The sequence below is a fragment of the Enterococcus sp. PLH-Efm8 genome (assembly GCF_053011625.1).
Genome location: NZ_CP172568.1, coordinates 1,696,725 through 1,720,970 on the forward strand (window position 1 = coordinate 1,696,725; position 24,246 = coordinate 1,720,970).

Sequence of the window (24,246 nt, forward strand, 5' to 3'; positions counted from 1 at the left end):
GTGAGAGCAACGTAAATATAAAAACTCCAAGGAGTTCCTATCTCTTCCGATTCTTTTTGTTTTTCTTTCTTTTTGCTTGCGCTTTTTGAAAGTCTTGTGGCTTCTTGGATTTTTTTAGGTCTTCTACCTGAAATGTCTGACTAGCAAAAATTTCCATACAGGTACTATAAGCAGACAACACCTCTCCACTCATTCCTAAGAATTTAAAAATAGTTTCTGGATCTTCCTCTAAACCACCAGTGCGCAACATTGCATAAATCAAGGCACGCATGATTTTTAAGTCACTAGGTGATAAGTTAGCAGAAGAAATTTTTCCTTCTTTTTTATATAGCATGGCATTCATATCAGATTCGAATTGCGAATAATCTCCACCATATACATCTGCTATAAATTCCATTGTTTGCATAGTAAATGAGATAGGTAATTCTACACCTTGAATAGTGACAATAGCAGAATTTTTTAAGTCTTCAACGTGAATTCCATAATCAGATAACCGAGCCATTAACCTGCACCTCCAACTTTAGCCAATGTTTTCCACTGTTCTTCATCGTATACAGGTTGAGCAATGAATTTATTAAATAATTCTAGAGAAGCTCCGTCTCTATTTGAATCAAAGCTTGAATACATTACGTTGTTATACTTCAATCCAGATGAAATGAAGTTCGCAGTTACATCATCAATTTTCGTTTCATCATCAGCAGTAGCATATTCTTCATCAATAACATTGGACAACTGTGTTTTGGGATACCAAACAGCTTTCTTTCCACCGTTTTCAATATTTCCAATAAAACCAAATGCGAAATAAGGAAATTCACGAGCAGTATTTTTACCAAAGGTTACACCACTTTCAGCAATCAAACCTTTCAATTCGTCCATAACAGCAATTGGAATTCCTACATGATCCAGAGCTAACTCATGTTTTGTTTCTCGACTTACACGCCGAAACATTTTACTAGATGCCCATTTTTCAAGAGCTGTTCCATTTCCCTTTATTCCTAATTTTGTAGCAATTGGCAAACGAACAATCTCGCTATAAGTTGGTGCTTCTCCAACAGCATCAGGAGTAGCCATCATACCAATCAATATATCGTCTAATCCTTCAAAATAGAAAGTATCTTGCTTTCCCACTTAGATCATCCTTCCCACATTTTAATAATTTTCTTTGTCATAATTTCTTCAATCTGTTGCTTATTTTGCTCATATGTTCCACTTGCAAAATGTTGAGCGCGTTGCTTTGTTGTCCCATTTTCAGCAAAACGCCAATAAAAGGCTGTATCTTCAAATTGGACTTTTACTTGATCGTTTTCAACGACTACTTTTATTTGATCGCGCATATGTTTCTTTTTTAAGAGCGACTTAGGAATATTAGGAAGCAACTGCTTTAGATAAAAGTTAGCTGCTTCTTCTAAAGATTCCAACGATAATTTTTTCGGATCAACTTTTGAAAGGTTTCCTAAATAATCCGATATTTCAGAAAAACCATTCTTATTACTTGGCATTTTCCACACACCTCACATATGTGTAATAGTTGGTTACGGTATCGTCGTTCTCATCACCTTGTATACCTGTAAAATCTGAATATGGAATACCAGCATTTTGTAATGCTTCTTCAATAACAGATAAATCCCGTTCTGTTCCAAGTGTGAAAAAAGAAATTTGATAATACGTTAATTTTTTATAGACTTTACCGGATGCCATTTTTTTACTGTTACTCACATTTGAGTACACGATGTATGGATACATCGTTCCTAATCTGGCTTTGTCTCTGAACACTGGTAACTTCGTTGATTTCAGAGCTGTTTTCAATTTATCAAAGCTAATAGACATAAGCTAAACTCAGCTCCATTTCTCTTGTATCGGGATTCGTATAAATGCGAGTAATGTTATACGTCACAGAATCAATTTTGAGTGCACTTAATTTCTCTGTGATGGATTTATCCCATCTGACTTTAATTCGTCTGACAACGTCTGTCTTGGCTTGTTGTGATAAATATTTTTCTTGAGAAGTCACACCGAGTTCCTCATAAAATATTGGACGCTTAAATTCGTAAACTGTAGTTGGACGATCGTTTCCATCTGTTCCTGTTTTGATGTCTAGCAATTCGGCTTTCCATCTGAGATTATTAGTCTGTCTCTTCGGCATTTTGAATCGCTCCTTGCACGATAAATGGCGTCATGGCATTCATAGCTTTGTCGAGTTCATCCTCTGAAACTCTATATTCATAGGCAATGCCGGCAACCATCAAAATAAGATATTCTTGTTGGCCACCAGTTGCTGTTTTGACATAATCTTTTGCCATATTTAAATAAAAAGAGAGCAAAGAATCATCCATGCCCTCTTCAAAATGAATATGTGATTTGAATTTTTCCTCTAAAGACAATTCTTTAGTTTGATCTTCCATCTTAACCACCAACTGGTCTTGTAATTTCGTAGCGATATACTGCCGGTTCAAATGGAGAATAAACCAATTGACCATCTAGCAAGTTGTAAATTTGGAATCCAATTTGATTTTTACCAGAGAATTTTTCAACAAGTTTTTGAATTTCCAAGGCACCAATAACTTCTTGAATTTTAAATGCAGAAAAATCGCCAAAATATAAAACTGGTGTGTCTGGTTCACCCTTTTTATCTGCTGCATCTGTCCAATCCACAGGATAGCCAACTAATTGGTAACCAATTCCACCTTCTGCTTGTGTGAATGGCCGCAACAAAGGAAATCCATCATCTGTTTTCATTTTTTCAATGGCAGTCAAAGCAGCTCGATTAATAATAAAGCGTCCCTTTTTCATCACTTCTGTCACTGGTGTATTTTTAAATTCGATTAATGCATCATATAATTTTTGCCCAGCACCTGAAGCAGTTAGATCTAAAGGTTTTTCAAATGCTACAGCCTTTTTGGCTAATGCACCAGGATTTTCATTTCCAGCGTCATCACCATTGAACATATAATTGATTTCTTTACGCACATAAGCTTTTTTCAATTCTTCCACAACAATATCTTCAACTGGAACACCAGACATTTTTAATAATTTTTTAGTTACTGTTGCCAAAGCATCGAATTCGGCAGGATTAAGCAAAATTTCATCAAACTGAATAGCTGTTTCAGCAATATCAGTTAAACGCTCTTTCTTGTTTACATTCGCATCTGCTTTCTTCACAAGAATTGGATATTTGACATCTCCTGATGTTCGCACCACTGTTCCGTATTTACGAAGTAAATTTTCTTCTTGAGCATAAGTAATAACTTCAGATGCAATTACTTCTGGGACAGTAACTGAACCGTTGCCAGCTTCAATCCCTAAAGCTCGAGCTTCTGCTTCAGAAATATTTCCAACTACAAAATTAGCAAATGCTTTTCGTAGTTGTTGATCTTTTTGTTTCTTGGTCATTTTTGCACGTGCCTCCAATCCGTTCTTAATTGATCCAAGTAATCCATCTCGTTGCTGTTGAGTAATCATTCCAGAACGATTTTCTGAACTATCTTCACTGTCTGAATCTTCTTCTTGATCGTTGTCTTCACCAGAACGGCTTTCGTCTGAATCCGTACTATTCGATTGATCATCTGTATTGTCGTCTGTTTCATCAGTTCCAGAATCTGCGCCTAATTCGTCTTTAATTCCGTTCAATTCATCAATAACACTGTCAATTTCTTCTTTCACGGCTTCTAAATCTGCTTCACGTAATTCCTCAGATTCAATTTTTTGGCGTAATTCAGCTAAACGTTGTTCGCGACGTGCCTTCATTTTTTTCAATAATTCTTTGTCCATAATAGTTTCCTCCTACGCTTCTAGCGCTTGATTAATTTTTTTGATTAATTCTTTTCTTTGTGCAATATTTTTTTCTAAATCACCACGGCTCCTTAGCGCTGCCTCTGTATCTTCATAAGCCGGCAAAGGAACAATAGAAACTTCATATAATTCCACTTCGCTAATTGTTCGAAGCATAGGTTCTGAATTGTAATCCCATGTTTCTTCAGTTGGTACAAATCCAAAACTACATTGATTAATGTCTCCGCGTTCCATAGATTTAACCAAGTCTCTTGCTACCGTTGTATCTGGCAAATCGACTTCGAATTTCAAACCATGATCGTCTTCTGACAATCGAAGGGTTCCGCTTTTGGTTCGCCCTAGTACATTAGACCAATCGTGATTAAATAAGCAACGTACATCGGAGTTACTAATCGTTCTAGCAAAAGCGCCTGGTGCAATTACTTCACTCAAATCGTCCCATAATAGTGTTGGGCTATTGAATACAGCAGCATATCCACTAATGGTCCTCGTATGAGTTTCTTCATCAGAACGCGTTGAAAGGTTGGTGATGTCAATTGTTCGAATCTCCTTCTTCTTCATTTCCATCACCCCCCTTCAAGTTTTGGTTATTCGTAGGTAAAGAATCGTCTGTTGCATGCTTCTTGCCGATTTCTGTCAAATCATTTGATATATAAACAGCTTCAGTTTCTGGCGTTCCTTGTTTAGGGAAACCAAGCATTTCTGCCACATTATCCGGACTTGTAATCCCAGTACGAACGATGTTGTAGCCAATATTTGTTTTTGTTGAGTAAGGAACAAAATCCAAAATATTAATTTTCCATTCCACTCTATAGCCAGAATTAGGCATAAAAAAAAGAGCGGTGTAATGTTCGCTCTTGTTTTTCAATATTGGTTTGATTGCTTTGTTGTGCAGATACATCATCGCTTTTTCAATATCTGTCTTCATCAGCGATTGATACGTATCAACATTGATTCCTAGAAATTTTCCTAAGTCTTTTTTGTAAACACCTAAATAGTTCAAAATTGCTGCATCATCAACAGGACTTTTTAATGTCTCGATGGAATATCCTTTTCCCAAAGGAATCATCTTAACAGAATGATCAATCTCATTTTGCGTTCCTTCCAGTTGATCCAATATAGCTTTGACAATTTTTGTTTGGGCGCTATTATTTGGATTGATGTGGGCGTCTAGTTTAAGCATGAACGCAAGTAAACCGCCTTTAGTATATTTATCCGTCAAAACTTTTTCAGCGCTCAGAACGCCTTCCAGAGTGTTTCTTGCAAGATCAATTATTCCAGCACCTTTTAATGAATCAGTTCCGATGTTCTTAATGTGTCGAATCATTTGACCAGGTATTTTTTGACCATTCATTTCAAATTCTTCTTGAAGTCGTTCATTGATCTTAGTTGTTACACCGTACGCCAAATGGAGCTGATCCCTATCCGTTAATGGGAATGTCTCACCATTGATCAATAAAGTATTTGTTTCCAATTTAGTAAATTCGAATCCGGTCAAATAATCATTTGGACTCTTCAAAATCTTTAGCAAGTGATGATCTTTGACTTCGTTGCCATCAGGACCAATAACAATCGGTGTGGCCAATGCCACCTGATTGGATATGTCTTGAACTAATTCATAAACATCAGAAGATTCCATGATAGATGAATCCGTCACATATCTTTGACCATAACGTGTGTAGTGTCCAAAAATATCCTCGATATATCCACGTTTTTCCATAAAAGAATAAACTGCATTCGATAACCGATCACGTAATTTCAATTTTTCTCACCGCCTTTCTATTTATCTATAAATGGAACTTAGATAATCATCTAACTCATCCGAATCAATATCTGTCATTTGATTCATCGTTTCCTTATGACCGCACAAAAACGCCACGAACCCATCAATCTTTTTCTTTGATTGGCGTTTACTTGGCGCTTTTTGTCCATTGATGTTAGTAATTGCTACAACGTTTAAAGTGCAATATAGGAATAATGGATTATCAAATTGAATCCGTTTCTCATAAAACAACCGCTCGACATCGTCAAAAGGTGCATTCAATACTTTAGGATATTGGTCAACCTCAACGCATTCCAATCCTAAGTTTTCTAGTTTCTCAACAAGTTTATCGCTCATTGCTGGATCATAATTTACTTGCTGAATATCATATAAATCCATGCAGTCCTCTATGTACTGCAAAATCTGATCTTGATCAATCATTTTTCCATCGCAAAATTCAACGAAACCTTGTTCAGCCAAATCACTGTAAGGAACATTATCTTCTTTTTCTCGAAACTCTAAATCTTCATTCGGAATAAAATAGAGTTGCTTTACTTTAAGAACCGCTTTACCATCTTCATCCCATGTTGGGAAGTTTAAAGATACACAGGTCAAATCTCGTGTACGTGATAAATCTAAACCGATATAACATGGTTCGCCACTTAAATCACCAAGTTCTTGTGTGGTAACTAAACATGGCTCTACTTGATCCTGTTCAAAGAAATTATCCGCGCCGTTCACAAATACATCCAAGTGTTTCGTTAGAAATTCAGCTTTGGAATGAGCTGACCGTTGCGCTGTTTTAAATGCCGATTCTAAAGCAGATAAATCGACTGATATTCCCCAGTTAGGATTGCACATTTCCCAGACTTTTCTATCCGTCCAATCATAATTTTTATTTGGCTCATAGATTAGAACAAAGTTTGAATCATTATCATCGCGTTTCAACACTTCTTTTGCTTCGCGATATACACGCATTCCAACAGACGACGAACCTTTCCCAGCAGTTGAGATATTAAACATCAATGGCTGTGGTAAAGATATTTGAGCAGACTTAAAATTGTCATACTGTTCCATTTTCTCTTGCTTATGCAATTCATCATTCAACACAAAATATGGATTTGAACCCTCAATGTTATCAATATTCTTCGTTTGAACAATAAATTTATTCGAGTAAGCCATATCTTTATGAATATAATCATAAGTGATACTAGAAACAGTTCCCTTTGGTCCTTTAAATATTTTTGTTCCTTCACGTAGAATTGGATTGTTTAAGATGGTAGCCGCAAAAGGTTTAGCAGCATATTGAGCTTGAGCAAAGTCAGAAGCGCATGCATAACAATCAACTGACAAAGCACCTTCTCCATACATTGCATAGCCTAATGAACCGACAGCAATCAATGTTTTACCGTTCTTTTTAGGGATTTGGACATACGCTTCACGAGTAACACGGACAATTTGCCCTTTTTCATTTTCTTTAACCCATCCATACATCCACGAGTAAATAAATTTTTCCCAAGGTTCTAAAATGAATGGCTTTCCAACCATCTCACCTTTTGTGTGAACAATAAACGACTCAACCCAGTCCATCATTTCATTCGCACGATCTACATCAAACCAAATATCTTTACGTTTTTTCCACCGATACCAACGATCCACTGCCAAACGAACAGTTTTAGGATATTTCCCAGGTTTCTTTCTTACTTCTTTTGCAAATAAATCGGCATAATTTACACCAGGTTCGATCATTTTTCAGTACCTGCCTTCTTACGCCATTTGTTTCTGTGCGCTGCTAGTTCATCTACTGGCTTTTCTTCTGGACGTGTAATTTCTTCATCTTTTCTTGCAGTCGATCCGCCAGTTATTTGTCTACCAGTTTTAGCCTTATTCGTTAGCCCCAACAAATCTAGAGCTTTCATTTTCTTATCTGACCAAGTTTCTACTTGCTGCGCCAATGGATGCTTCGATTGATTAGTGGCACCTGATTTATTCGTGAATTTTTGCGTCTCCGGAAAGCCTTTTTCCTTCCACAAAAGATATTTGTGTTGGTAAATTTCAAAAATATCCAAATATGATTCGATTAATGGATCAAGAGTGATGGTGTACAAATCAGACAAATTCATTATTTTTAAAATACGAGCTTTTTCAGCACTTACTTTTTCATCAACAATCGCTTTACGTTGCGCTTTAGTCGTCATACTTGTATACACCCCCCTTTGTTTTTTGAAAAATTTGACCTAACGATGCGCGTGACTCCCCGCTACCCTATCTCCCCACGCGAAAAAATTTTGAAAATGGATAGGGGGGCTTCAATTGAAATACGAAGGGAAAACTTTTTTGTCTTCCGTTTCATTTTCAACAATTGGATGACATTTTGAACATAAAAGCATGAGATTGTTTGGATCAAGCTTAAGCAGTTCATTGTCTTTGATGGGTACAATGTGATGGACATGTGCCCTCTTGCCGAAGATAAACTGACCGCATCGCTGACAGTGACCACCTTCTCTTTCATAAATAAATTGACGCATATCTTTCCATGCTTGCGTTCGATAGAATGGTTTGTTCTCATGATGATAAACAGACTTTGCTTGCTGCTTCTTCTTGCGTGATCTGCTTGATCTCTTGTGTTCAGTACAGTAGATACCTTTTGCTATCTTGTTCGTGCATCCGTCAAACTGACAGTACTTCATTCTGCTTCACGGATAAGATTGATGATGTCTCCTTTTGCACGGACAGCACCAGGAATATCAATGCTATGTTTCTTAGCATATGCACGTAATTCTTTTGCAGTCATGTTGTCCAGTTCATCCGTATCTTCAGTGGACTGATCATTAGTAGCTTCGTCTCCATCAAAGTCAGCAGCGGTGTTTCCATCGCTATCAAGAATTTCACTGCTATTAGTAATAAGTTCACCATTAACAGCCACAAACGTTTTACCATCACTTAATATTCCTTTTTCTTCCGTTGCTTCAAAATCAGGTTCTTGACCTTTCGGAACTACGACAGTCTTTTTCTTTTCTGAATCCCAATACTCTGTTCCTGTGATGGATGTTCTAATTTTGATCATTGCCATTTTGATTCTCTCCTTCCACATATAAAATCTACTGCTGATTTCCGAGTCCGATCTGCTAAACTTGGTTTCATCCATTCGTAATTTACAGGTGTATTTTCAATAACGATTTTTTTATATTCGTTACGTACTTGAATCAATTTGATCAACACATCAACATTATCCACAGTTGGTGTTCTTTCAATGAAAGACAATTGTCGATCAATCAAATCATCGATTCTTTCTAGTTGTTTTTTCTCAGTATTATTTTCCATTCTGGTCTTCTCCTTTGTAATTTGTACTGATTACTTTTGCGCCCATCCGCTCATACCATTCAACCTGTTCTTTCAAATTCGGTAAGGTCCTAGAAATCAATGCTATGGTTAGGTGAGTTTTGCGTTCTGTTCTATCAATTATTGCTCCGGAATATTTTTCAATAGTCAGGCTATTATCAATGCTGACACTACAGTGGTTGCCATTCCAGCTTGGCTTGATATCGCTAATCACAATATTTCCATCGGCATCTTTTATTTCATTTTTAATCCAACGTCTACTGTTGTCATCTTCAATCGCTTTTTTATAAACTTGCCCCATACCCGCTGGAACATCAAAAGTAAGTACAGCCTCATGAAAATCATTCATAGATAAAACTCCTTTCAAAATAAAAGAAGAGAAGCCTGATATACATCAGACTTCTCACACCTATTTTATCCAATCTCTAATTTCTTTTGCCATTTTATATGTTTTAGAAAATGTTGAGTTCTCTGCTAAAAAAATTTCGCCTTTTTCAGTCAGTTTTAAAAATCTATAAGTAGCAGGTAATAAAACATTGCTGCTGTAAGTTCCACCAACAATGTAACTTTCGTTTTTCAAAAAATTTAACTGGTCATTAAATTGTTCTTCTGAAATTCCCAATATACCAAAATCAAGATTTTCATAATTTCCATTTTCAATTTCTTTTAAAATGGCATATCGTATTTTCTGGTTTTCTTTTATCATTTATGAATAGCCTCCTTTTCATAAATGAATTATACCATTTAAACAATTCATTTTGCTCATTGTAAAACAATAATAAACAGTAGCCATTGATAGAATAGATAAACACGAAAATTTAAAAGAAGCTTTTCCATTTCCTTTTAGTTTATTTTTGATTATTGCTGTCTAATCAAAGCAATAGAAAAGAGCCACAGATACCAATTAATAAAACGGTTGGGATATCTTGGCTCTTTCATATTTTTTTGACACTAATAGAATATCATGCTGCTAACAATGTTTACATAGCTACAATGACCTAACATTTAGTGAACATTGTAATTTTAGAATAAAGAGAGCTGTTCTTTGTACTTCTTGCTATTGTAAAAATCAATTTCGTTTTCTTTTTTCAATCGGTCAGCTTGTCTGTGTTCGTACTCATCTAAAAAGTTCAATGTCTTTCTGATTTCTGCATGTCGCTGTCTGACATACGATGAGCTGTATCCAACGAATTCAGCAATATCTTCTAAGCTCATTTGATCAACATATTTCATCTTAACAATTTGATTATCAATACCAGAAAAGCTATCTATCAGCAATAACATTTCTTCTTTTTGCTCGATCAACAACTCCAATTCATTTTCTATCTTTTGAATATTTTCTTCTAAAGAAGCTGATCTAGAATTCTTTTCGATGCGGACGTCTGCTAAATCCCCATTGACCCATCGATTCAATTCAAGCTTACTTTTATTAAGATTCCACTTTAAGTAAAGAATCTGCTCATCAAGTTCTTGATAATCTTTTAACCACTGAAATCTCACAAACGCCACCCCTTATATGATAAAATAGTATTGCGCTGCTATCTCGAAAGAGGTGGCTTTTTTATTTCCCGAATAATTATGGATCCCGAAAACATAATTTATTCGCTTTTTACTTATTCATCTAAGCCTTAATTTCTAATACCATCAATCCATGTAATGATTCACGTTAAACACATAAAAATTATTCTTAGATTTTTAAATACTATCATTACTATTATTTGATATAATCTAATAAAAAATGAAATGAGGTTATTTTATGAAAAAATGTTTTTTTGTCACTCCGATAGGAACTGATGATTCTCCTGAAAGAAAAAACTCCGACACGGTTCTCAATCACATCATAAAGCCAGTATGTGAAAGTGTAGGTTTTGAAGTAGTTCGTGTAGATCAACTACATACTGTTGACAGAATTGATCATACTATTACAGAGTACTTATCTAACTCTGACCTCGTGATTGTCGATTTAACTTATCATAATGCTAATGTTTTTTATGAATTTGGTTACAGGCAAGCATTAGGGTTGCCTTTAATACCACTGATAACTGAAGGAGAAAGTATCCCATTTGACGTAAATACACTTAGAACTATCTACTATGTTACAAATGATTTAGATAAAGTAGAAAATGTGAAAAATAAATTATTGGAAACAATAAAACATATGACATTCGAAACTCCTCAAAAACCAATAACTAATGAAACAAATATTGATAACACTTTACTATTAAACATTATTGATAAACTTGAAGATATAGAAACTGCTGTTCAAGTTAGAAACGATAAAGAAACAGAAAGAATTGCTGAACTTATGTCCAAGTATTCTCATCCTCAAAAATCCGCAGAAGCAGAAATATTTAGCAGTGTATTTGGTCCTATAATGCAAATGGCAGCACAGGATCCCAACTCGTTAAAAAATATCAGTGATGCTTTTGGCAATGTTGAGTCTTAAGTTTTTCGCCTTCGTACAGTCCTTTGTAATATGCTACAAGGGACTGTTGTTTTTTCAATTCTTTTATTAATATCCCTGCAATTAATAATAATGTTCTAGTCATTTCGTCACCTCTTCCACTGGCACAGCAAACGGCCAGTATCTTTCATCAATTTCTTTGATTTCCACTTCTGTTATCTGATAAGCAGATTTTTCCCAAGCACACAGCGAGCAGCTAGTATCAAAACAGAAATCATTTCTGTTATTAAATTTCTTGATAAGATATAAGTCACCAATAATAACTTCATACAACGGTTCTTTCTCAACCTCGTAGCCGTTGTATAGGCTCAATAGTGTTTCATATGATTGTCTCGTTGCCCAAGCGAGTAATTCTTCTCCTTGTTCTTGCGTCACTATGCCATCTCGTACAAACCAATCACAGAAATAATATGAATCACCATCTTTGGATTTGATTAAATACGCTATTTTTTCAGCTTTTGTAAAAGGGTCCGTAGATTTCTCAAGCCAACCGGCCACGAGTTGTGGAATAACTGGTTTCTGCGATTCATTTAGTTGTTGGATTAGTTCTAATGCATGTTCTAAACCCGCATATTTTCCATCATGAAAAGCACTTATACCTTTAAAGTCTTCCATGCTACCTACAAGTCTTGCTAGTTTATCAATCAATTCCTGTTTATTCATCGCTGTTCCTCCTTAGTAGTTATAAGCATTGGTTCCGGCATAATCTGATCATCCTTCAAAAATAGATCAGGACATTTTTTTCTTAGCTTCTTATTGTTCGTATAAGTTTTCAATAGCCATTGACTGGCTTCGCTTTTGCTTTCTCCGGAAAAATAAATTTTCCCTGTTTGGATGCCTGCAAGTTGAATCATCATTTTCACCTCAAATCAAATTTTTTTCTGCTAGATGGAGCAAAAGCAATCCGACATCAAGAATCTTTTGATCCATTATTTCAGCTACTTTGCTTGGCTTAACTCCTTGAGAAAAGAGCAAGCGTGCTTGCTCTATCTCTTCGTGAGTCCAAACAAATTTGGCTTCCTCAAGGATAATTACTGGATCAGTTGCTCTCATTGTTCCTCTGGAAAAATGATGTCATCCTTATGTTTGGACCAGGTATCTGCATATGGAGCAAAGTATTGTCTAGCTAATTCGATTTGATCAATTAAAGCAGTCTCTGATAATTCATGATCTGCAGCAATTTCATTCATACTATCGCCTTCATCTAAACGGATAAGAACGTCTCGAATATTTACGGTGACATTTTCTGGTAGTTGTAATGTCGTTGCTGTTTTAATAAAATCATCAACAGTTTCTTTTGATACTAGGATTGTTACATTCTCAACTTCTTCTACACCATCGCCGATATCAAGTGAAGTCTGCTCTTCTTTGAACATTTCGATTGTGCCATCTGAATTCACAACATATTCAATATTTGGTTTCTTCGTTTGCTTATTTACTGGTACTGTGTATTCGATTGTTTCTGGTTGAATTACTACAGTCACTGTTGAGCCAAGAAACTCCGTTAAATTTTCAGTACTACCTCTCAGCGATCCATTGCTAACAACTAGTAATACTTCTGTGTTTCCATTAGATTTTGATGTCACTTTCTTCAATTCTGGTCTGAAATTTACTTGTTTTGTCATTTTATTTTCCTGCTTTCTTTGATATGATTTTTATTAAGGAGTTGAAATCAAGATGCTTTATAAAATTAACGTGTCTTTAAAGATGTATTTGAGAAGAAAATTTAGTAAAATAATTGGATCAAAGTTCTACGTTAAATTTTTCGATAAACAAACAGAATCACGTATATTGAACAAGTTCTTAAAAAATGTAGCTAGTGGAAAATATACGGAAAACAAAAACATAAGATATGCTTATTTAGATAACGACGATCATCTCAATGCAATCTTTTTAGCTATTGAGAAAGGGTACGTAAGCAATATTGAGATATTGGAACGCGAAGAAGAGATTTTTCCTGAATTAGAAGCCGTTTATCCTACAGTTACTGTTTCTGGAGAAAACTTTTTGCGTAACCAATCTTTTTTTAATCGACATCCTTTTTTTGAAAAAGTTTTAATTGCTGTTATATCTTCTATAGTTACTTTGCTTATAGGTTATTTTTCTAAATAATAGTTTTTATGAAGAAGTTTCGTCATGTAGCTTCTTCTTTCTTCGTTCCGTTTGTCTTTTTCGTTGCTGTCTTGCTGATTCAAAACAATCCATTTCAATGAATTTATTGATTTTTGAATCGAACTTAGCAAATGTCACTGGAAAACCGTATCGATAAGCAAACATCTTCATTTTGAGCATAGAGATTGCATCTTGATAACCTTTGACATCAATCACTTTTTTCACTTGGCCATTCTCATAAATCACAAAATCAGCTCGGTAATAAATCGGTGCAATCTTACGATCGTTGCATAGATACCCTTCTTGCAGCAGAACATTTTCTTGCATGGCACAGTAGGTTTCAGATAAAGGCATAAAACTCATACCGTTTCGTTTTAACTTCATGTAATAACGAGCTTCTGCTTTAGAATCAAAAGTGATGCCGTCTACTTCGTGCTTTTTGTTTCCGTATTTGCTTCTTGTTGCCATTTGCTATACTCCTTCTTTAGTCTTTCGAGTCGTTCTTTCGAACGTCGTCCATTTTCATTGCATATTGGACAAGGTTCACAAGTTGACCATCCAAGCGATGTCTTATACCAAATAACTGTTTCATCGTTGCATTTTAAACAAGTCATTTTGCACCTCTCATCCATGCTTGGTTACTTTTCGGACAACAACACTCTTTTTTCACTGGCTTTGTCTTAGGTTTTGAAAATCGTCTTTTGGGTTTAATAACTTCGACTACTTCGCCGCCACAAACACTTGCAACAAGGTCAGCCTCTTCTTTAGTCGTGTGGTGTTTAGCAAACTCGACACTGGCTTCTCCTCGCCCTCGGCTATCTAAGTAGCACATTTTTTTCACTACAAAGGTCAAACTGGATTCCTCCTTTTGTCTGTCGTTGTTTTGAATACGGCTATGTTTCCTTTTGTCCCATTCATTACACGAGAGAACACTCGCTCGCCGTATGCGTGTTTTAATTGCTTCGATGATAAATTGGTTGTGAATATCGTAGCTTTGTTTAGACGAGCTTCTGTGAGCGATGTGAGAACATCAACATCATAAGGCGTTGCCTGATTGTTTTCTTCCATTCTTCCTAGCTCCGCACCTAAATCATCAATCACTACAAAATCCGTCTTTTTAATTTCAGCCATCAACGAACCTGTCACAGCTTTTCTTGCTTCTGGATCATTCATTGCAAATTTCAATTGCTCTAATAATTCTCGATAGCTTATAAATGAACAGGCAATTTTATAATTAGATGCCATCATTACTTCTTTGATCACTGCAGCACCTAGATGGGTTTTTCCGGCTCCTGTTCTACCAGTAATAACCGCGTGAATCGTGCTGCCACTTACGATTTTTTTAGCCCATTCTTGAGCCATCGCTTTTATTTGTGCTGTTTCCTGATCAACTACTTTGTATCCATCAAAATCGAAGGTCCATATGGCATCATCTGTAATCATTGAACTGTTAAGCATTCGATTGATAGCGTCCTTTTTCATTGCTTCATTCGCTTTTTGGATAGCTTCTTTTTGATTTTTAGTTACCATTTCTCGGTAACCACAAATCTTATTGATACATGTAGGACCGCATCGATCAGTACCATCTTTATTTTTTGTTTTCCAGATATACAATGGATCACCACATTTCGGGCAATTATGATCTGCTGTTTTTAATCCGCCGTAAGGTGCAGCCATTGCACTTAGTTTTTTATTCATTACCAATCCTCACCTGTTTCTGGTAACTCATCATTAGAAATATTTTGTTGCGTTCTTTTATTTTTTTGGATAGCCATTTTATCGAAATGTTTTCTCAAACTCGTTGGAGATAAGATTACGCCTGACCAGAAATCATTACTTGTGGCCCAAACAATCATGTCTTGAACTTCTCTACCAGTTCGTTTGTCAGATTCAATTGTTAAACGAATCGTATTCGCCCATTTATCCAAATCAGGTTCTTTGATGTTTTGATTTTTTCGAATGAGTTTTAATAAAAGAATGGCCAATTTTTTATTTGGATCGTCATCTGCATACTCTCGTGTTTTTCGAGAGTTGCGAGGATTATTATTCTTATCATTCTTTTCATTCTTTTCATTCTTGTTAGTTGTTAGTTGCTTGTTAGTTGCTTGTTGGTTGCTTGTGAGTTCCTTTGTTAGATCGTTGTCTTTTGATTGGTAAACCTCCCAGTTGACAATGGTTATAAGCCTATTTTTGTTTGTTGGTTGGTTTGTTAAAAATTCATATTTTTCAAACCTCTTTAGAGCAGTTCTAACATTTTGCAATGAGATACCTTTACCACATTTTTTTCTAATACTATCGAGAGAAGTAACGAATTGACCTGGACTTGCTTTGTACGGTTCGCCTTGCCATTCCCACTCTCTTTCTTCATGATTCGCCATTGAAAGAAGGGTAATTAAGATAACTTTTTGCTCTGGTGTAGATTCTTGCCAAATAGGTTTCTCGAGTAATTGGCGATAAAGCTTTATCCATCCTCCGGTCATTTCATCACCACCACTCTACAAATCGTCCATGTTAGTGAATCCAGTAATTGGAAGATTACCTCTACAGTACTCGCACAAACCGCAATGGTTCGGCTTCTCTTCGCCGTCCTTCACTCTGACAATTCTTTCAATTTTTTCTTTTAACATAACCAGCTCATAATCCATATTGTCCTGATCAATCGTGATCAGTCTTGCTTCGCTTGGTGTCTGCTTGGACACTGCGGCGATGATCGGCATAAAACTTTTTCCATATTGTTGGAAAAGTAATTCCTGATAAATCGCCATTTGAAGCACGTAACCAAAATTGACAATGAACGTTTCTCTTGATCCATAGTTTTCGTTCCATTTCCGTTCATGCATGTCTTTTGTTGTTTTGATATCAACAAAATACTCATCCTCAACATTCAAGCAATCAATCTTGCCTTTCCATGTCGTTCCAAATAGTTCCCCAGTCACAATCATTTCTTTCTCACCTTGATAGATGTTCATGAACACTTCTTCTTGTTTAAGTCGTTCAATCATTTGTTCAGCAATTTGGAAATCTTTCAACAATCCATACGGCTTCCTACTAGAAAACATTCTGGATTTATTTTCTTCTTTGAACGCTTCATGTACTTCTTTTGATTCAAAATAAGAATGTACGTAGTTTCCGACGAGTAAGGCTTTGGGATCCGACGTCGGTGACCAATCGCCTTTCAACTTTGCTAAGGCTGCGGCTTCACATTTTAAAAAGGACTTATATTGTGATGTCGACATGTACTGCCAGTCAGCTTCATTGGAGTAATAATTTTCATCAGAAAGGGTACTCATCGTCTTCAAATTCTGAGACATCGTCTACACCTTCCTCACGTCCAAAGTCCGGAATATCTAATAATTCTTCTTGAATCGGATCGGTATCCTCATTTTCGATTAAATGTGCTTGTTCTATTTCTGAATGGCCAGGTACGTCAGCAACTCGAGTTACTTCATCTTGGATATCATCTGGAATCACAATCGGATCTGGTTCTTTTTGTATTGGTTCAGTAATCTTTTTGTTTGAAAAGAATTTTTGTTCGAGAGTAGCCACTTTTTCTGTTTGTGGCGTTACATCTTTCCGATCATTGTCAAATTCATTTTCTAACGTATCTTTTGCAGCTTGAACTAATAAATCGTTGTCGTTGCTTGTGTTGATCAATGTTTTAGCTGCACGATTGATTACTGTCCGTTTAGCCATTTCTTCTGGAAATTCCTTTTGTGGTCCAGAACCTTTCATTTTTGACTTCGCCCAACTATGATCGATTTGCTTTTTCGTCATGACTGTTGTGGTCTCTTTACCATTCGCTAACTTGATAACTACATAGGCTGCAATGATTTCATTGTCTAAATTCTCGAATTTTGTTTCATGCTTTTTGACAACCATGTTCGGTCCATCCATTGCAACTTCAAACTCATCACCTTGTCGAACGACTACAGGCGTAATATCTGCCCCTCCAGTTACACGATCAAGGACCGCCATTGTTCCAAAATATGAACGCATTAGCTGAACCTTGTTTCCGTATTTAATGAAATAGCATTGTTTTTTTGCTGGAGATAACCCTTGAATGACCATGTCTAAAAGTGCATTAGAAATGGAGGTTTTCATTTCTTGATTGTTTGCAGCCATCTGCAACAAATTTCCTCCTGTATTGTTAGTGAGTTCGAAAAAAGCACTTTTTAACGCATTTTGTGGACTATATCCTGGTGGCATTTCTAAGCCTTGTTCTTGTAACCGCCCAAGATTACTGATTACCTGCTCGTCTAATGAACGTTGTATTGTTTGTGTTAAATCATTTGCCATTTCTAAATTCCTCCTAATTCAATCTTTGGATAATGTTGTTGCGCATACTCTAGAATGTCGTCTACGGGTACATAGCCTTCTTCTGTTAAATAGCAAGAATCTCCTGGATACAAAGAATTTCCTTGCCAATCAACACCGACAGCTCTGGCTTCTTCTTGCGGTTGCTGTCTTGCGCCTAAAGAATCAAAGTCTTTCATCACGGCCTCCTAAAAATCCCAAAATAATTTGACACTACCGTCTTCACATTGAATGTTTGAAATACCTTCACTTTCTAATGCTGCTAGAAATGATGGTGTCAGCCCTTTTGAACGAACAGTGCAACTTGTTTGTCCATACTTTGCTGCAGTTAAGATTTTGTCTTGTACATCTTGTTGTGCTTTGTGCATCATTGCTTCGAATATTTCATCGCCTAGCCCTTTAACTGAGATCATCAGAATTTGATACCACCTTTCTTGCGATCCATTTTTTCGGCAAACCGTAGAAAGTCCTGATACCATTCCTCAAACTCTGGATCTTCATATTCAATACCAAACAATTGTTTTAAAGTACCATGAGTTTCACAATTGCAATTATTATTCTGCAAATCACGTTTTGTTTTCTCATACTGTCGGTAAACACTCCACGCAACCAAGCTATCGTTTCCAGCTTGTCCAAGAACGACTTCCCCTTTTTCATCGACTACACTAACTGACATTCCTAGATCATCATTCGCACATTCAGCTGCTAACTCTTTAATTAAATTTTGGATTTTTTCATTCATTGTGATAAACTCTCCTTGTAATTAATATTTTTCAGGACACGATTCTGCTTGCCGGCGTTCGTGTCTTTTTTTAGTTTGATATTCAGCTTCATCTAACCCTGCGAACATCCAAACGAGGTAGACAATTACCCCGATCAAAGCTTGTTTACTTCCCCAGACACTCAGCAGATAAATAATGATTGGTGCACTGAATACGATTGTTGTATTTAGTTTGTCCATAAATTCCCCTTCTTTGCTGTCATTATTTCCGAACACTTACCCGATATTTTATTGTGCTAGAACCCATGCTCTACATTTTTCTTTGTCGTAAAATTTTTGATCGCCTATACGCCCGAATGGAAGTCCTTTATCTTCCCACTTACGAATAGTTGCAGTTGATACTCCGAAGTATTTCGCTATCTCTATTTGCTTTAATACACGTTTATCAACTGAGGCATCTCTTCTTGCTTTTGCAATTTCATCAGTTATGATTTCATGAATGTAGCTACGAAGTGCTGCCTCATTTTCAGGCGTTAAGATTACTTCCATAATCCTGAACCTCCTATCAAATTTTATTTTTCTTTCCAAACTCCATACTTAATAGCGAAATCCTTGACTACAGATAAATAAATTTCTTTTAACCTTTTATCACTTTCGATTACATCTAACTTATTTGTCTTATCTCGCTTGGATTTTGAAACACCTTCGCCAGCCATACGGTTACGTAAATTGGTTAATCTAGTTTTGAGAGAGGAACCAGCTCTACGATCAACTTCTTCATATATCGCTGTTTGAATTTCTTGATAAGCACCATAGCCACCTTGCGTTTGTGCCATTTTATTTACAAAGTTTCGGCAATCTCTACGCCAATCAGTTGTATTCAGTGCCACAATTTCAGTAATATTATCCATTTGTGTTGCTAAACGTTTTGTCTCTAACTCTTGCTTAGCTACTGCATTAAATATTCCTTGGAACATTTGAAGTTCTGGACTTAGCTTTGAAGTATCAAGTAATTGTTGTTTGTATTCTTTTTCTACTTCAATAAAATATTGACGCGCTTGTTTTCCTTTTTCTGTTCGTTGGAGCATTGAGATTTCTTTTGCCATATCTAACTTTAAAAAATGGTTTTTCTGAGGTCTTCCACCTTTTACTGATTTTTCAGTAAAACTTATAAAATCAACGTTTTCAGAGAATCCATACTCTCTCATTCTCGGAAACCAATCATTATACCGCTCTTTTACTTCCAAAAATTCATGTAACTCTCTACCACTTACTAACTGCTCATTCTCTTCATTTGTTGTTACTTTGATTAGTTCTTTCATTGATTACACTCCTCACGACGAATTTATTAGTTATTTAATTAATTGAATACTGTTTTGCCTTGCCAATAACGAGTAAACTCGTTTTTATTCCCAAAAAAAATTTCTTCTGGTAAAACATTGTAAATATTTGGAATCATTTGAACGTATTTTTGTTTCATTTTATTTGAATCTTGTTCCCAACTTGCTAAAGTTTGGTAGTTTACGCCAAATTTAGAAGCCGCTTCTTTTTGAGTCATCCCTGTTAAAATTCTAGCGGCTTCTAATGAAATTTTCTTTTTCATTTAAACACCTCCTTTTCATAAAAACACTATAAACGAGTTTACTCGTTATGTCAATTAGTAAACTCGTTTTTTTATTTAAAAAACGAAGTTATTTTATTGCTATTAAGTTGTAAATAACGAGTTTATCCGTTACAATCTTTTATATAATAATGAATCAGGAGGTATGACAGTTATGGCTAGACCACCATTAAATAACTTCGAAAAACAACTACGTAAAGAAATTTCTGAGAACCTAAAAAAAGTGACTCGCGGAAAGACTCAAGCTCAAATCTCCCAAATGACAGGTATTCCCGCTTCAACTATTTCTGGTTATTTCTCTCAAAGATCAACAATAAAAGAAGAAAATGTCAAAAAAATTGCAAAAGCATTTGGAGTCTCCGAGATCGATATTGATCCTAGATTTGCTCATAATTACGATTTTTTAAGACTGAAAAAAGATGTAATGGACGAGTTGAGTTCCGGAAAGAAGTTTAATGAAAATGACTTTCTCCAACTTGCAAAAAAGACAAGCGCCTTAGGGGTGAGTTTAAATCAGATGAAAACAGAGAGGGGCAATAACATAACTGCTGTTTATCATGATACACATGATTATAACTTTTTTGACACTTCAGTCGCTGCTGGCATCCCCTCTTCAGTCGAAGCTTTCGATCAAGATCATATTGAACAAATTGCTATACCTGATTATGCAATGGGAAAATATGCAGGTTATCAAGACGTGTTTTTTACTAAAGTAAATGGGGATTCTATGAATAATGTTATCCCAAATGGTTCGTTGATTGCTGTGAAAAAGGTAATGAGTTGTGAGGAATTGAAGGATGGGGATATAGTTGTTTTTAGCAACGATAACGAATTTTCTGTAAAAAGATATATAAATGATCAACAAAATAAACGTATCATTTTCAGACCCGATTCTTCCAACATTTCTTTCACTGATATTGTGGTTAATTATGATGATACTAAATACGTTCAAATTTACGGGAAAGTCGTTGTATATATTGTCCAACTATAATTAATTTGAGAGGGTATAAAATGAAAATTGGAATGAGAAAACCAAGTATAAAAAAATCCATTAGCGCTAGAACTACTGGAAAAGCAAAAAGAAAAGTAAAAAAAGCAGTTATTCCTGGTTATGGGAAAAAAGGTAGCGGCTGGATTAAAGACCCAAAAAAGGCTGCTTACAATAAAGTATACAAGAAAACTACATTCAGTTTTTGGGATTTATTTAAATAAAAAAAGCCCGTGCAGCAACACGGACTCGAAACCTTATTTCTAAGATTCTCCAATAAAATAATACCATAGAGATAAGGAGTAGAAAATGAAATTTATTAAATTTGGAATTATTGGATTATTAGCAGTGACAGTTATGGGAGGATGTGGATTATCAACAGCTGAAACAAAGGAATCAAAAAATTATAGTGAGACAAACAGTACTATCAAAGAAGTAGACTCTGATCAAACTGCTGAATTTGCAACTATTGCCGAAAAACACATTAAAGAAATATATTCGATAGATAATTTGAAGATGGATTTAAAATCTATCAAAGTTACTCAATTTCCTGACGATAAAAATGCAGAAACTGGTGAAGAGTACAAAAATGTCTACAATGGTACTGGAGATTTTACTTGGCAAGACAAAAAATACAACTTTTCTTTGATTTACTCAAAAAAAGATGCGACTAATTACACTGTCCTATATCTATATAGTAATTTAGACCCTAATAAAGGCGTAAATACACCATTAGAAAGCGATCAATAAAATATAAACGCCTACCAGCCTAAAGCAAGCGTATAACTAAGGAGGTGATGCAAGCTATTTTAGTCCGAACACTTACCCGAGCGAAAGGACGAAAAAAATGGCAACATTCGAACAATACAAAAAGAAAAACGGTGAAAAATTGTGGAAGTTTCAAACTTATTTGGGAGTAGATCCCTTGACTGGCAAACAAGTGAGAACTACACGAAGAGGTTTTAAAACAAAAAAAGAAGCTCAATTAGCGCTGACCAAATTACAATTGGAATACGAAAGTAATGGTCTAAATAAAACTAAAGAATTAACTTTTCAAGAAGTTTACGATTTATGGATCGTAAATTATGAACAAACAGTAAAAGAAAGTTCTTTCGTTAAAACAAAAGAACAGTTTGCGAATCATATATTACCAGCATTTGGTGCTCTTAAAATCAACAAAATATCGATTGATATAGCTCAAAAGTTCGCTAATGAAAAGGTAAAAAAATTTGTGTTGTATAGAGAATTCATCAATAATGCTTCGCGTATATGTGATTATGCTATTAAATTAGGATATCTACAAGATAATCCTTTTAAAAAAATCACAGTTCCGAAAAGAAAGGTCTCTGTTCATGAAAAAGATACTTTAAACTTTTTTAGTAAAGAAGAACTAGAAATCTTTTTGAAATCAGTAGAAAAGAAAAAAGATATTCGTATGTATTCTTTTTTTCGGACACTAGCCTTCACAGGGATGCGCGTAGGCGAGCTCTTAGCTCTCACATGGAAAGATATTGATTTTGACGATAATTATATCAAGATAAATAAAACTCTCGCCAGAGGAAAAAATAGACGCCTTTATGTAGAGCAACCTAAAACCAAAAATTCTAAGCGAGATATACCAGTCGATGATGAAACTATGAACACCTTGAAGAAATGGCGATTAGAACAAAGAAAATGGTTGTTAACATTGGGAATTAATACGTTAAGCAAAAATCAACTGGTATTTTCTAACCAGAAAAACGAATATCTCCAATTATCTAAGCCTCGTAAATGGTTAGAAGTGATTATCAAACAAAATAATCTTAAACGTATTACTATTCATGGTCTTAGACATACACATGCTAGTTTACTTTTAGAAGCTGGTGCAAATATTAAGGACGTACAAGAACGTTTAGGCCACTCGTCTATTCAAATAACTATGGATCTATATATCCACATTACAGACAAACGAAAAGAAAAAACAGCAGCGCAATTCGCAAAATATATCGGTATTTAAGCAGAACGTATTCAAAGACGTATTCAAACAAAAAAACAGGGGCGAAAGCATTGCAAGCAAATGCCTGTATATCAATGTTTTCGCCTCTATTATGAAATGTTATATAAGGAAGGTACAGGATTTGAACCTGCGCGCCGGTATTAGCCGGTTCGCCGGATTTCGAGTCCGGTGCATTACCACTCTGCCAACCTTCCGTAAGTACTATTTTTAAACTTTTTTCACGAAATGTCAAGCCTATTTCTAATAGATAAATAACAGAAATCGCTTTTTTTAGCAAAAAAGTCCATTGACAGTTTGCAGCCAACGGACTTACCGATCAAATTCATACTGATAGAACACTATCTGATTATTTCAGGATTATCTAATGCTAAAATCGAGTCAATTGTCCGTTTGATCAGTGCAATGATTTGTTCTTCTGTTGGATGCATGATGTTTGATGACATCAATGACGCTAAGCCAGTCACTGCTACCCATGTACCAGTATGCAGAGCATCGACATATTCATCCGATAATTGATTGTATCTTTCATCTTCTTTAACTATTTCACGGAAATAATTGTATGAAAAATCATGCATTTTCTTTCCGTCCCCATGTTCATCAATGTACAATGCCATGTAAAGACTATGATGCTTTTTTGCAAAGTAGATATAGTTCAAACCGAGATCAATGATTTTATCACCAGTACGTTCAATAGGGAAAACATCTTCTTTTAGTTGTTCAAAGATAGAATCCAGCAACGTATTTTTTAAATCTTCCATGTTTTTGAATTCCAGATAAATCGGCTGTGTCGAAATCCCCATCTTTTTAGCAATATTTCTCGCAGTAAATCCTTTAAACCCTTCCTTTGCAACAACATCATAAGCAGCTTTTAGAATTTGATCCTTGGTATAGACTTTTCTTCTCATTAAAACTCCCCCACTTCTTTACTGCAGTATATGTTGTTTTATTGTACCCTATTTTTAGCATTTTTTGCAAACATTTTACTCAAAACGTTATATTTTAAATTTTTTTTCAGTCTTCTTTAACTTTTTTTTGCAAAATTAAAAAAATTTGGTTAAATTCAATGGGTTCCCTTACATTTTTAGTTTTGACCTAAATGATAGTTGTCCAAATCTTTCATTTCAAGTTATAGTTAAA

General features: G+C 35.4%; 42 protein-coding genes and 1 tRNA gene. 6 read left to right on the top strand and 37 right to left on the bottom strand.

The genetic code is table 11. The annotated features are described in order from the left end of the window. Positions 1 to 37: 37 nt before the first annotated feature. The 17 genes from ACIFUW_RS08415 to ACIFUW_RS08495 form a co-directional block, all read right to left on the bottom strand. On the bottom strand, positions 38 to 502 hold the full coding sequence (locus ACIFUW_RS08415) for a hypothetical protein (RefSeq protein WP_002317983.1): 465 nt from the start codon (positions 500 to 502) through the stop codon (positions 38 to 40). Beyond that, complete coding sequence (locus ACIFUW_RS08420; protein WP_002331125.1) at positions 502 to 1,128, bottom strand: major tail protein; 627 nt, start codon at positions 1,126 to 1,128, stop codon at positions 502 to 504. The genes ACIFUW_RS08415 and ACIFUW_RS08420 overlap by 1 nt, the downstream gene beginning before the upstream one ends. Positions 1,129 to 1,133: 5 nt before the next feature. Next, entirely contained in the window at positions 1,134 to 1,499 is a 366-nt protein-coding gene (locus ACIFUW_RS08425) for an HK97-gp10 family putative phage morphogenesis protein (protein WP_002301338.1), read from the bottom strand. Next, positions 1,489 to 1,827 (bottom strand): hypothetical protein, encoded by a 339-nt coding sequence (locus ACIFUW_RS08430; RefSeq protein WP_002317985.1) that lies wholly within the window; start codon positions 1,825 to 1,827, stop codon positions 1,489 to 1,491. Before ACIFUW_RS08430 ends, ACIFUW_RS08425 begins: the two co-directional genes overlap by 11 nt. After that, the gene (locus ACIFUW_RS08435; protein WP_002317986.1) at positions 1,817 to 2,143 is read right to left on the bottom strand and encodes a phage head closure protein; all 327 of its coding nucleotides are present in this window, start codon (positions 2,141 to 2,143) and stop codon (positions 1,817 to 1,819) included. The genes ACIFUW_RS08430 and ACIFUW_RS08435 overlap by 11 nt, the downstream gene beginning before the upstream one ends. Beyond that, the gene (locus tag ACIFUW_RS08440; protein WP_002331123.1) at positions 2,124 to 2,402 is read right to left on the bottom strand and encodes a head-tail connector protein; all 279 of its coding nucleotides are present in this window, start codon (positions 2,400 to 2,402) and stop codon (positions 2,124 to 2,126) included. Before ACIFUW_RS08440 ends, ACIFUW_RS08435 begins: the two co-directional genes overlap by 20 nt. Position 2,403: 1 nt before the next feature. Next, entirely contained in the window at positions 2,404 to 3,768 is a 1,365-nt protein-coding gene (locus tag ACIFUW_RS08445) for a phage major capsid protein (RefSeq protein ID WP_002331122.1), read from the bottom strand. Positions 3,769 to 3,780: 12 nt separating this feature from the next. Beyond that, positions 3,781 to 4,350 (bottom strand): HK97 family phage prohead protease, encoded by a 570-nt coding sequence (locus ACIFUW_RS08450; RefSeq protein ID WP_033793245.1) that lies wholly within the window; start codon positions 4,348 to 4,350, stop codon positions 3,781 to 3,783. Further along, a complete protein-coding gene (locus tag ACIFUW_RS08455; RefSeq protein WP_002369120.1) occupies positions 4,322 to 5,509 on the bottom strand; it encodes a phage portal protein in 1,188 nt (395 codons plus the stop codon). The genes ACIFUW_RS08450 and ACIFUW_RS08455 overlap by 29 nt, the downstream gene beginning before the upstream one ends. A 63-nt stretch (positions 5,510 to 5,572) precedes the next feature. Further along, positions 5,573 to 7,300, bottom strand: coding sequence for a terminase large subunit (locus ACIFUW_RS08460; protein ID WP_002317990.1), 1,728 nt, complete (start codon positions 7,298 to 7,300; stop codon positions 5,573 to 5,575). Further along, the gene (locus ACIFUW_RS08465) at positions 7,297 to 7,749 is read right to left on the bottom strand and encodes a P27 family phage terminase small subunit (protein WP_002301332.1); all 453 of its coding nucleotides are present in this window, start codon (positions 7,747 to 7,749) and stop codon (positions 7,297 to 7,299) included. Before ACIFUW_RS08465 ends, ACIFUW_RS08460 begins: the two co-directional genes overlap by 4 nt. A 111-nt stretch (positions 7,750 to 7,860) precedes the next feature. After that, the gene (locus tag ACIFUW_RS08470; RefSeq protein ID WP_002304435.1) at positions 7,861 to 8,241 is read right to left on the bottom strand and encodes an HNH endonuclease; all 381 of its coding nucleotides are present in this window, start codon (positions 8,239 to 8,241) and stop codon (positions 7,861 to 7,863) included. Further along, the gene (locus ACIFUW_RS08475; protein ID WP_069972691.1) at positions 8,238 to 8,624 is read right to left on the bottom strand and encodes a hypothetical protein; all 387 of its coding nucleotides are present in this window, start codon (positions 8,622 to 8,624) and stop codon (positions 8,238 to 8,240) included. Before ACIFUW_RS08475 ends, ACIFUW_RS08470 begins: the two co-directional genes overlap by 4 nt. Continuing rightward, positions 8,615 to 8,875: a hypothetical protein gene (locus ACIFUW_RS08480; RefSeq protein WP_142423296.1), complete on the bottom strand. Its 261-nt coding sequence runs from the start codon at positions 8,873 to 8,875 to the stop codon at positions 8,615 to 8,617. Before ACIFUW_RS08480 ends, ACIFUW_RS08475 begins: the two co-directional genes overlap by 10 nt. Continuing rightward, positions 8,865 to 9,242, bottom strand: coding sequence for a hypothetical protein (locus tag ACIFUW_RS08485; RefSeq protein WP_148411358.1), 378 nt, complete (start codon positions 9,240 to 9,242; stop codon positions 8,865 to 8,867). Before ACIFUW_RS08485 ends, ACIFUW_RS08480 begins: the two co-directional genes overlap by 11 nt. Before the next feature lie 60 nt (positions 9,243 to 9,302). Next, positions 9,303 to 9,599: a YjcQ family protein gene (locus ACIFUW_RS08490; protein ID WP_069972689.1), complete on the bottom strand. Its 297-nt coding sequence runs from the start codon at positions 9,597 to 9,599 to the stop codon at positions 9,303 to 9,305. 317 nt (positions 9,600 to 9,916) lie between these two features. After that, a complete protein-coding gene (locus tag ACIFUW_RS08495) occupies positions 9,917 to 10,393 on the bottom strand; it encodes a sigma factor-like helix-turn-helix DNA-binding protein (protein WP_212463040.1) in 477 nt (158 codons plus the stop codon). 256 nt (positions 10,394 to 10,649) lie between these two features. Between ACIFUW_RS08495 and ACIFUW_RS08500 the strand changes: the two genes are divergently transcribed. After that, positions 10,650 to 11,339, top strand: a complete 690-nt coding sequence (locus ACIFUW_RS08500) for a hypothetical protein (protein ID WP_069972687.1) — start codon at positions 10,650 to 10,652, stop codon at positions 11,337 to 11,339. Here the strand turns inward: ACIFUW_RS08500 and ACIFUW_RS08505 are convergent. The 5 genes from ACIFUW_RS08505 to ACIFUW_RS08525 are packed head-to-tail and all read right to left on the bottom strand — an operon-like array spanning position 11,308 to position 12,982. Beyond that, positions 11,308 to 11,442 (bottom strand): hypothetical protein, encoded by a 135-nt coding sequence (locus tag ACIFUW_RS08505; RefSeq protein WP_257790450.1) that lies wholly within the window; start codon positions 11,440 to 11,442, stop codon positions 11,308 to 11,310. The two genes, ACIFUW_RS08500 and ACIFUW_RS08505, sit on opposite strands and share 32 nt — an antisense overlap. Next, positions 11,439 to 12,020, bottom strand: coding sequence for a DUF1642 domain-containing protein (locus ACIFUW_RS08510; RefSeq protein ID WP_269528391.1), 582 nt, complete (start codon positions 12,018 to 12,020; stop codon positions 11,439 to 11,441). Before ACIFUW_RS08510 ends, ACIFUW_RS08505 begins: the two co-directional genes overlap by 4 nt. Further along, positions 12,017 to 12,214 (bottom strand): hypothetical protein, encoded by a 198-nt coding sequence (locus tag ACIFUW_RS08515; RefSeq protein ID WP_087625938.1) that lies wholly within the window; start codon positions 12,212 to 12,214, stop codon positions 12,017 to 12,019. Before ACIFUW_RS08515 ends, ACIFUW_RS08510 begins: the two co-directional genes overlap by 4 nt. 7 nt (positions 12,215 to 12,221) lie before the next feature. Continuing rightward, entirely contained in the window at positions 12,222 to 12,410 is a 189-nt protein-coding gene (locus tag ACIFUW_RS08520; RefSeq protein WP_269528390.1) for a hypothetical protein, read from the bottom strand. Next, positions 12,407 to 12,982 carry a hypothetical protein gene (locus ACIFUW_RS08525; protein ID WP_053812945.1) on the bottom strand — a complete coding sequence of 192 codons (576 nt, stop codon included), beginning with the start codon at positions 12,980 to 12,982 and terminating at the stop codon, positions 12,407 to 12,409. Before ACIFUW_RS08525 ends, ACIFUW_RS08520 begins: the two co-directional genes overlap by 4 nt. 52 nt (positions 12,983 to 13,034) lie before the next feature. Between ACIFUW_RS08525 and ACIFUW_RS08530 the strand changes: the two genes are divergently transcribed. Beyond that, on the top strand, positions 13,035 to 13,469 hold the full coding sequence (locus ACIFUW_RS08530; RefSeq protein ID WP_010725774.1) for a hypothetical protein: 435 nt from the start codon (positions 13,035 to 13,037) through the stop codon (positions 13,467 to 13,469). Positions 13,470 to 13,475: 6 nt separating this feature from the next. Here ACIFUW_RS08530 and ACIFUW_RS08535 read toward each other — a convergent pair whose 3' ends face one another. The 13 genes from ACIFUW_RS08535 to ACIFUW_RS08595 form a co-directional block, all read right to left on the bottom strand. Continuing rightward, entirely contained in the window at positions 13,476 to 13,937 is a 462-nt protein-coding gene (locus ACIFUW_RS08535) for a DUF1064 domain-containing protein (RefSeq protein ID WP_269528389.1), read from the bottom strand. A 142-nt stretch (positions 13,938 to 14,079) separates the two neighbouring features. Next, positions 14,080 to 14,322, bottom strand: a complete 243-nt coding sequence (locus ACIFUW_RS08540; RefSeq protein WP_002301754.1) for a hypothetical protein — start codon at positions 14,320 to 14,322, stop codon at positions 14,080 to 14,082. Next, entirely contained in the window at positions 14,319 to 15,167 is an 849-nt protein-coding gene (locus tag ACIFUW_RS08545; RefSeq protein ID WP_002335805.1) for an ATP-binding protein, read from the bottom strand. Before ACIFUW_RS08545 ends, ACIFUW_RS08540 begins: the two co-directional genes overlap by 4 nt. After that, positions 15,167 to 15,949, bottom strand: a complete 783-nt coding sequence (locus tag ACIFUW_RS08550) for a hypothetical protein (protein ID WP_069314766.1) — start codon at positions 15,947 to 15,949, stop codon at positions 15,167 to 15,169. Before ACIFUW_RS08550 ends, ACIFUW_RS08545 begins: the two co-directional genes overlap by 1 nt. Before the next feature lie 15 nt (positions 15,950 to 15,964). Then, positions 15,965 to 16,780: a PD-(D/E)XK nuclease-like domain-containing protein gene (locus ACIFUW_RS08555; protein ID WP_069314767.1), complete on the bottom strand. Its 816-nt coding sequence runs from the start codon at positions 16,778 to 16,780 to the stop codon at positions 15,965 to 15,967. Next, the gene (locus tag ACIFUW_RS08560; protein WP_069314768.1) at positions 16,743 to 17,765 is read right to left on the bottom strand and encodes a recombinase RecT; all 1,023 of its coding nucleotides are present in this window, start codon (positions 17,763 to 17,765) and stop codon (positions 16,743 to 16,745) included. The genes ACIFUW_RS08555 and ACIFUW_RS08560 overlap by 38 nt, the downstream gene beginning before the upstream one ends. Positions 17,766 to 17,767: 2 nt before the next feature. After that, positions 17,768 to 17,962, bottom strand: a complete 195-nt coding sequence (locus ACIFUW_RS08565) for a hypothetical protein (RefSeq protein WP_069314769.1) — start codon at positions 17,960 to 17,962, stop codon at positions 17,768 to 17,770. A gap of 9 nt (positions 17,963 to 17,971) precedes the next feature. Then, positions 17,972 to 18,196 carry a hypothetical protein gene (locus ACIFUW_RS08570; protein WP_069314770.1) on the bottom strand — a complete coding sequence of 75 codons (225 nt, stop codon included), beginning with the start codon at positions 18,194 to 18,196 and terminating at the stop codon, positions 17,972 to 17,974. Next, complete coding sequence (locus ACIFUW_RS08575) at positions 18,196 to 18,525, bottom strand: hypothetical protein (protein ID WP_058138102.1); 330 nt, start codon at positions 18,523 to 18,525, stop codon at positions 18,196 to 18,198. Before ACIFUW_RS08575 ends, ACIFUW_RS08570 begins: the two co-directional genes overlap by 1 nt. Before the next feature lie 21 nt (positions 18,526 to 18,546). After that, the gene (locus ACIFUW_RS08580) at positions 18,547 to 18,744 is read right to left on the bottom strand and encodes a hypothetical protein (RefSeq protein ID WP_016922361.1); all 198 of its coding nucleotides are present in this window, start codon (positions 18,742 to 18,744) and stop codon (positions 18,547 to 18,549) included. A 48-nt stretch (positions 18,745 to 18,792) separates the two neighbouring features. Further along, positions 18,793 to 19,053 carry a hypothetical protein gene (locus tag ACIFUW_RS08585; protein WP_002323902.1) on the bottom strand — a complete coding sequence of 87 codons (261 nt, stop codon included), beginning with the start codon at positions 19,051 to 19,053 and terminating at the stop codon, positions 18,793 to 18,795. Positions 19,054 to 19,076: 23 nt separating this feature from the next. Further along, on the bottom strand, positions 19,077 to 19,826 hold the full coding sequence (locus ACIFUW_RS08590) for an antA/AntB antirepressor family protein (protein ID WP_069314771.1): 750 nt from the start codon (positions 19,824 to 19,826) through the stop codon (positions 19,077 to 19,079). Between the two features lie 38 nt (positions 19,827 to 19,864). Further along, positions 19,865 to 20,107: a helix-turn-helix transcriptional regulator gene (locus ACIFUW_RS08595; RefSeq protein ID WP_069314772.1), complete on the bottom strand. Its 243-nt coding sequence runs from the start codon at positions 20,105 to 20,107 to the stop codon at positions 19,865 to 19,867. 172 nt (positions 20,108 to 20,279) lie between these two features. Between ACIFUW_RS08595 and ACIFUW_RS08600 the strand changes: the two genes are divergently transcribed. From ACIFUW_RS08600 to ACIFUW_RS08615, 4 genes are all read left to right on the top strand, one after another. After that, the gene (locus ACIFUW_RS08600) at positions 20,280 to 21,116 is read left to right on the top strand and encodes a LexA family transcriptional regulator (RefSeq protein ID WP_069314773.1); all 837 of its coding nucleotides are present in this window, start codon (positions 20,280 to 20,282) and stop codon (positions 21,114 to 21,116) included. A 20-nt stretch (positions 21,117 to 21,136) separates the two neighbouring features. Continuing rightward, entirely contained in the window at positions 21,137 to 21,337 is a 201-nt protein-coding gene (locus ACIFUW_RS08605) for a hypothetical protein (RefSeq protein WP_002317583.1), read from the top strand. 85 nt (positions 21,338 to 21,422) lie between these two features. After that, complete coding sequence (locus ACIFUW_RS08610; protein WP_069314774.1) at positions 21,423 to 21,863, top strand: hypothetical protein; 441 nt, start codon at positions 21,423 to 21,425, stop codon at positions 21,861 to 21,863. 97 nt (positions 21,864 to 21,960) lie between these two features. Beyond that, complete coding sequence (locus ACIFUW_RS08615; protein WP_016922368.1) at positions 21,961 to 23,109, top strand: site-specific integrase; 1,149 nt, start codon at positions 21,961 to 21,963, stop codon at positions 23,107 to 23,109. A gap of 106 nt (positions 23,110 to 23,215) precedes the next feature. On the opposite strand, the gene ACIFUW_RS08620 is transcribed toward ACIFUW_RS08615, so the two are convergent. After that, a tRNA-Ser gene (locus ACIFUW_RS08620) sits at positions 23,216 to 23,303 on the bottom strand. A gap of 144 nt (positions 23,304 to 23,447) precedes the next feature. Further along, entirely contained in the window at positions 23,448 to 24,014 is a 567-nt protein-coding gene (locus ACIFUW_RS08625) for a TetR/AcrR family transcriptional regulator (RefSeq protein ID WP_002296332.1), read from the bottom strand. Positions 24,015 to 24,246 lie beyond the last annotated feature (232 nt).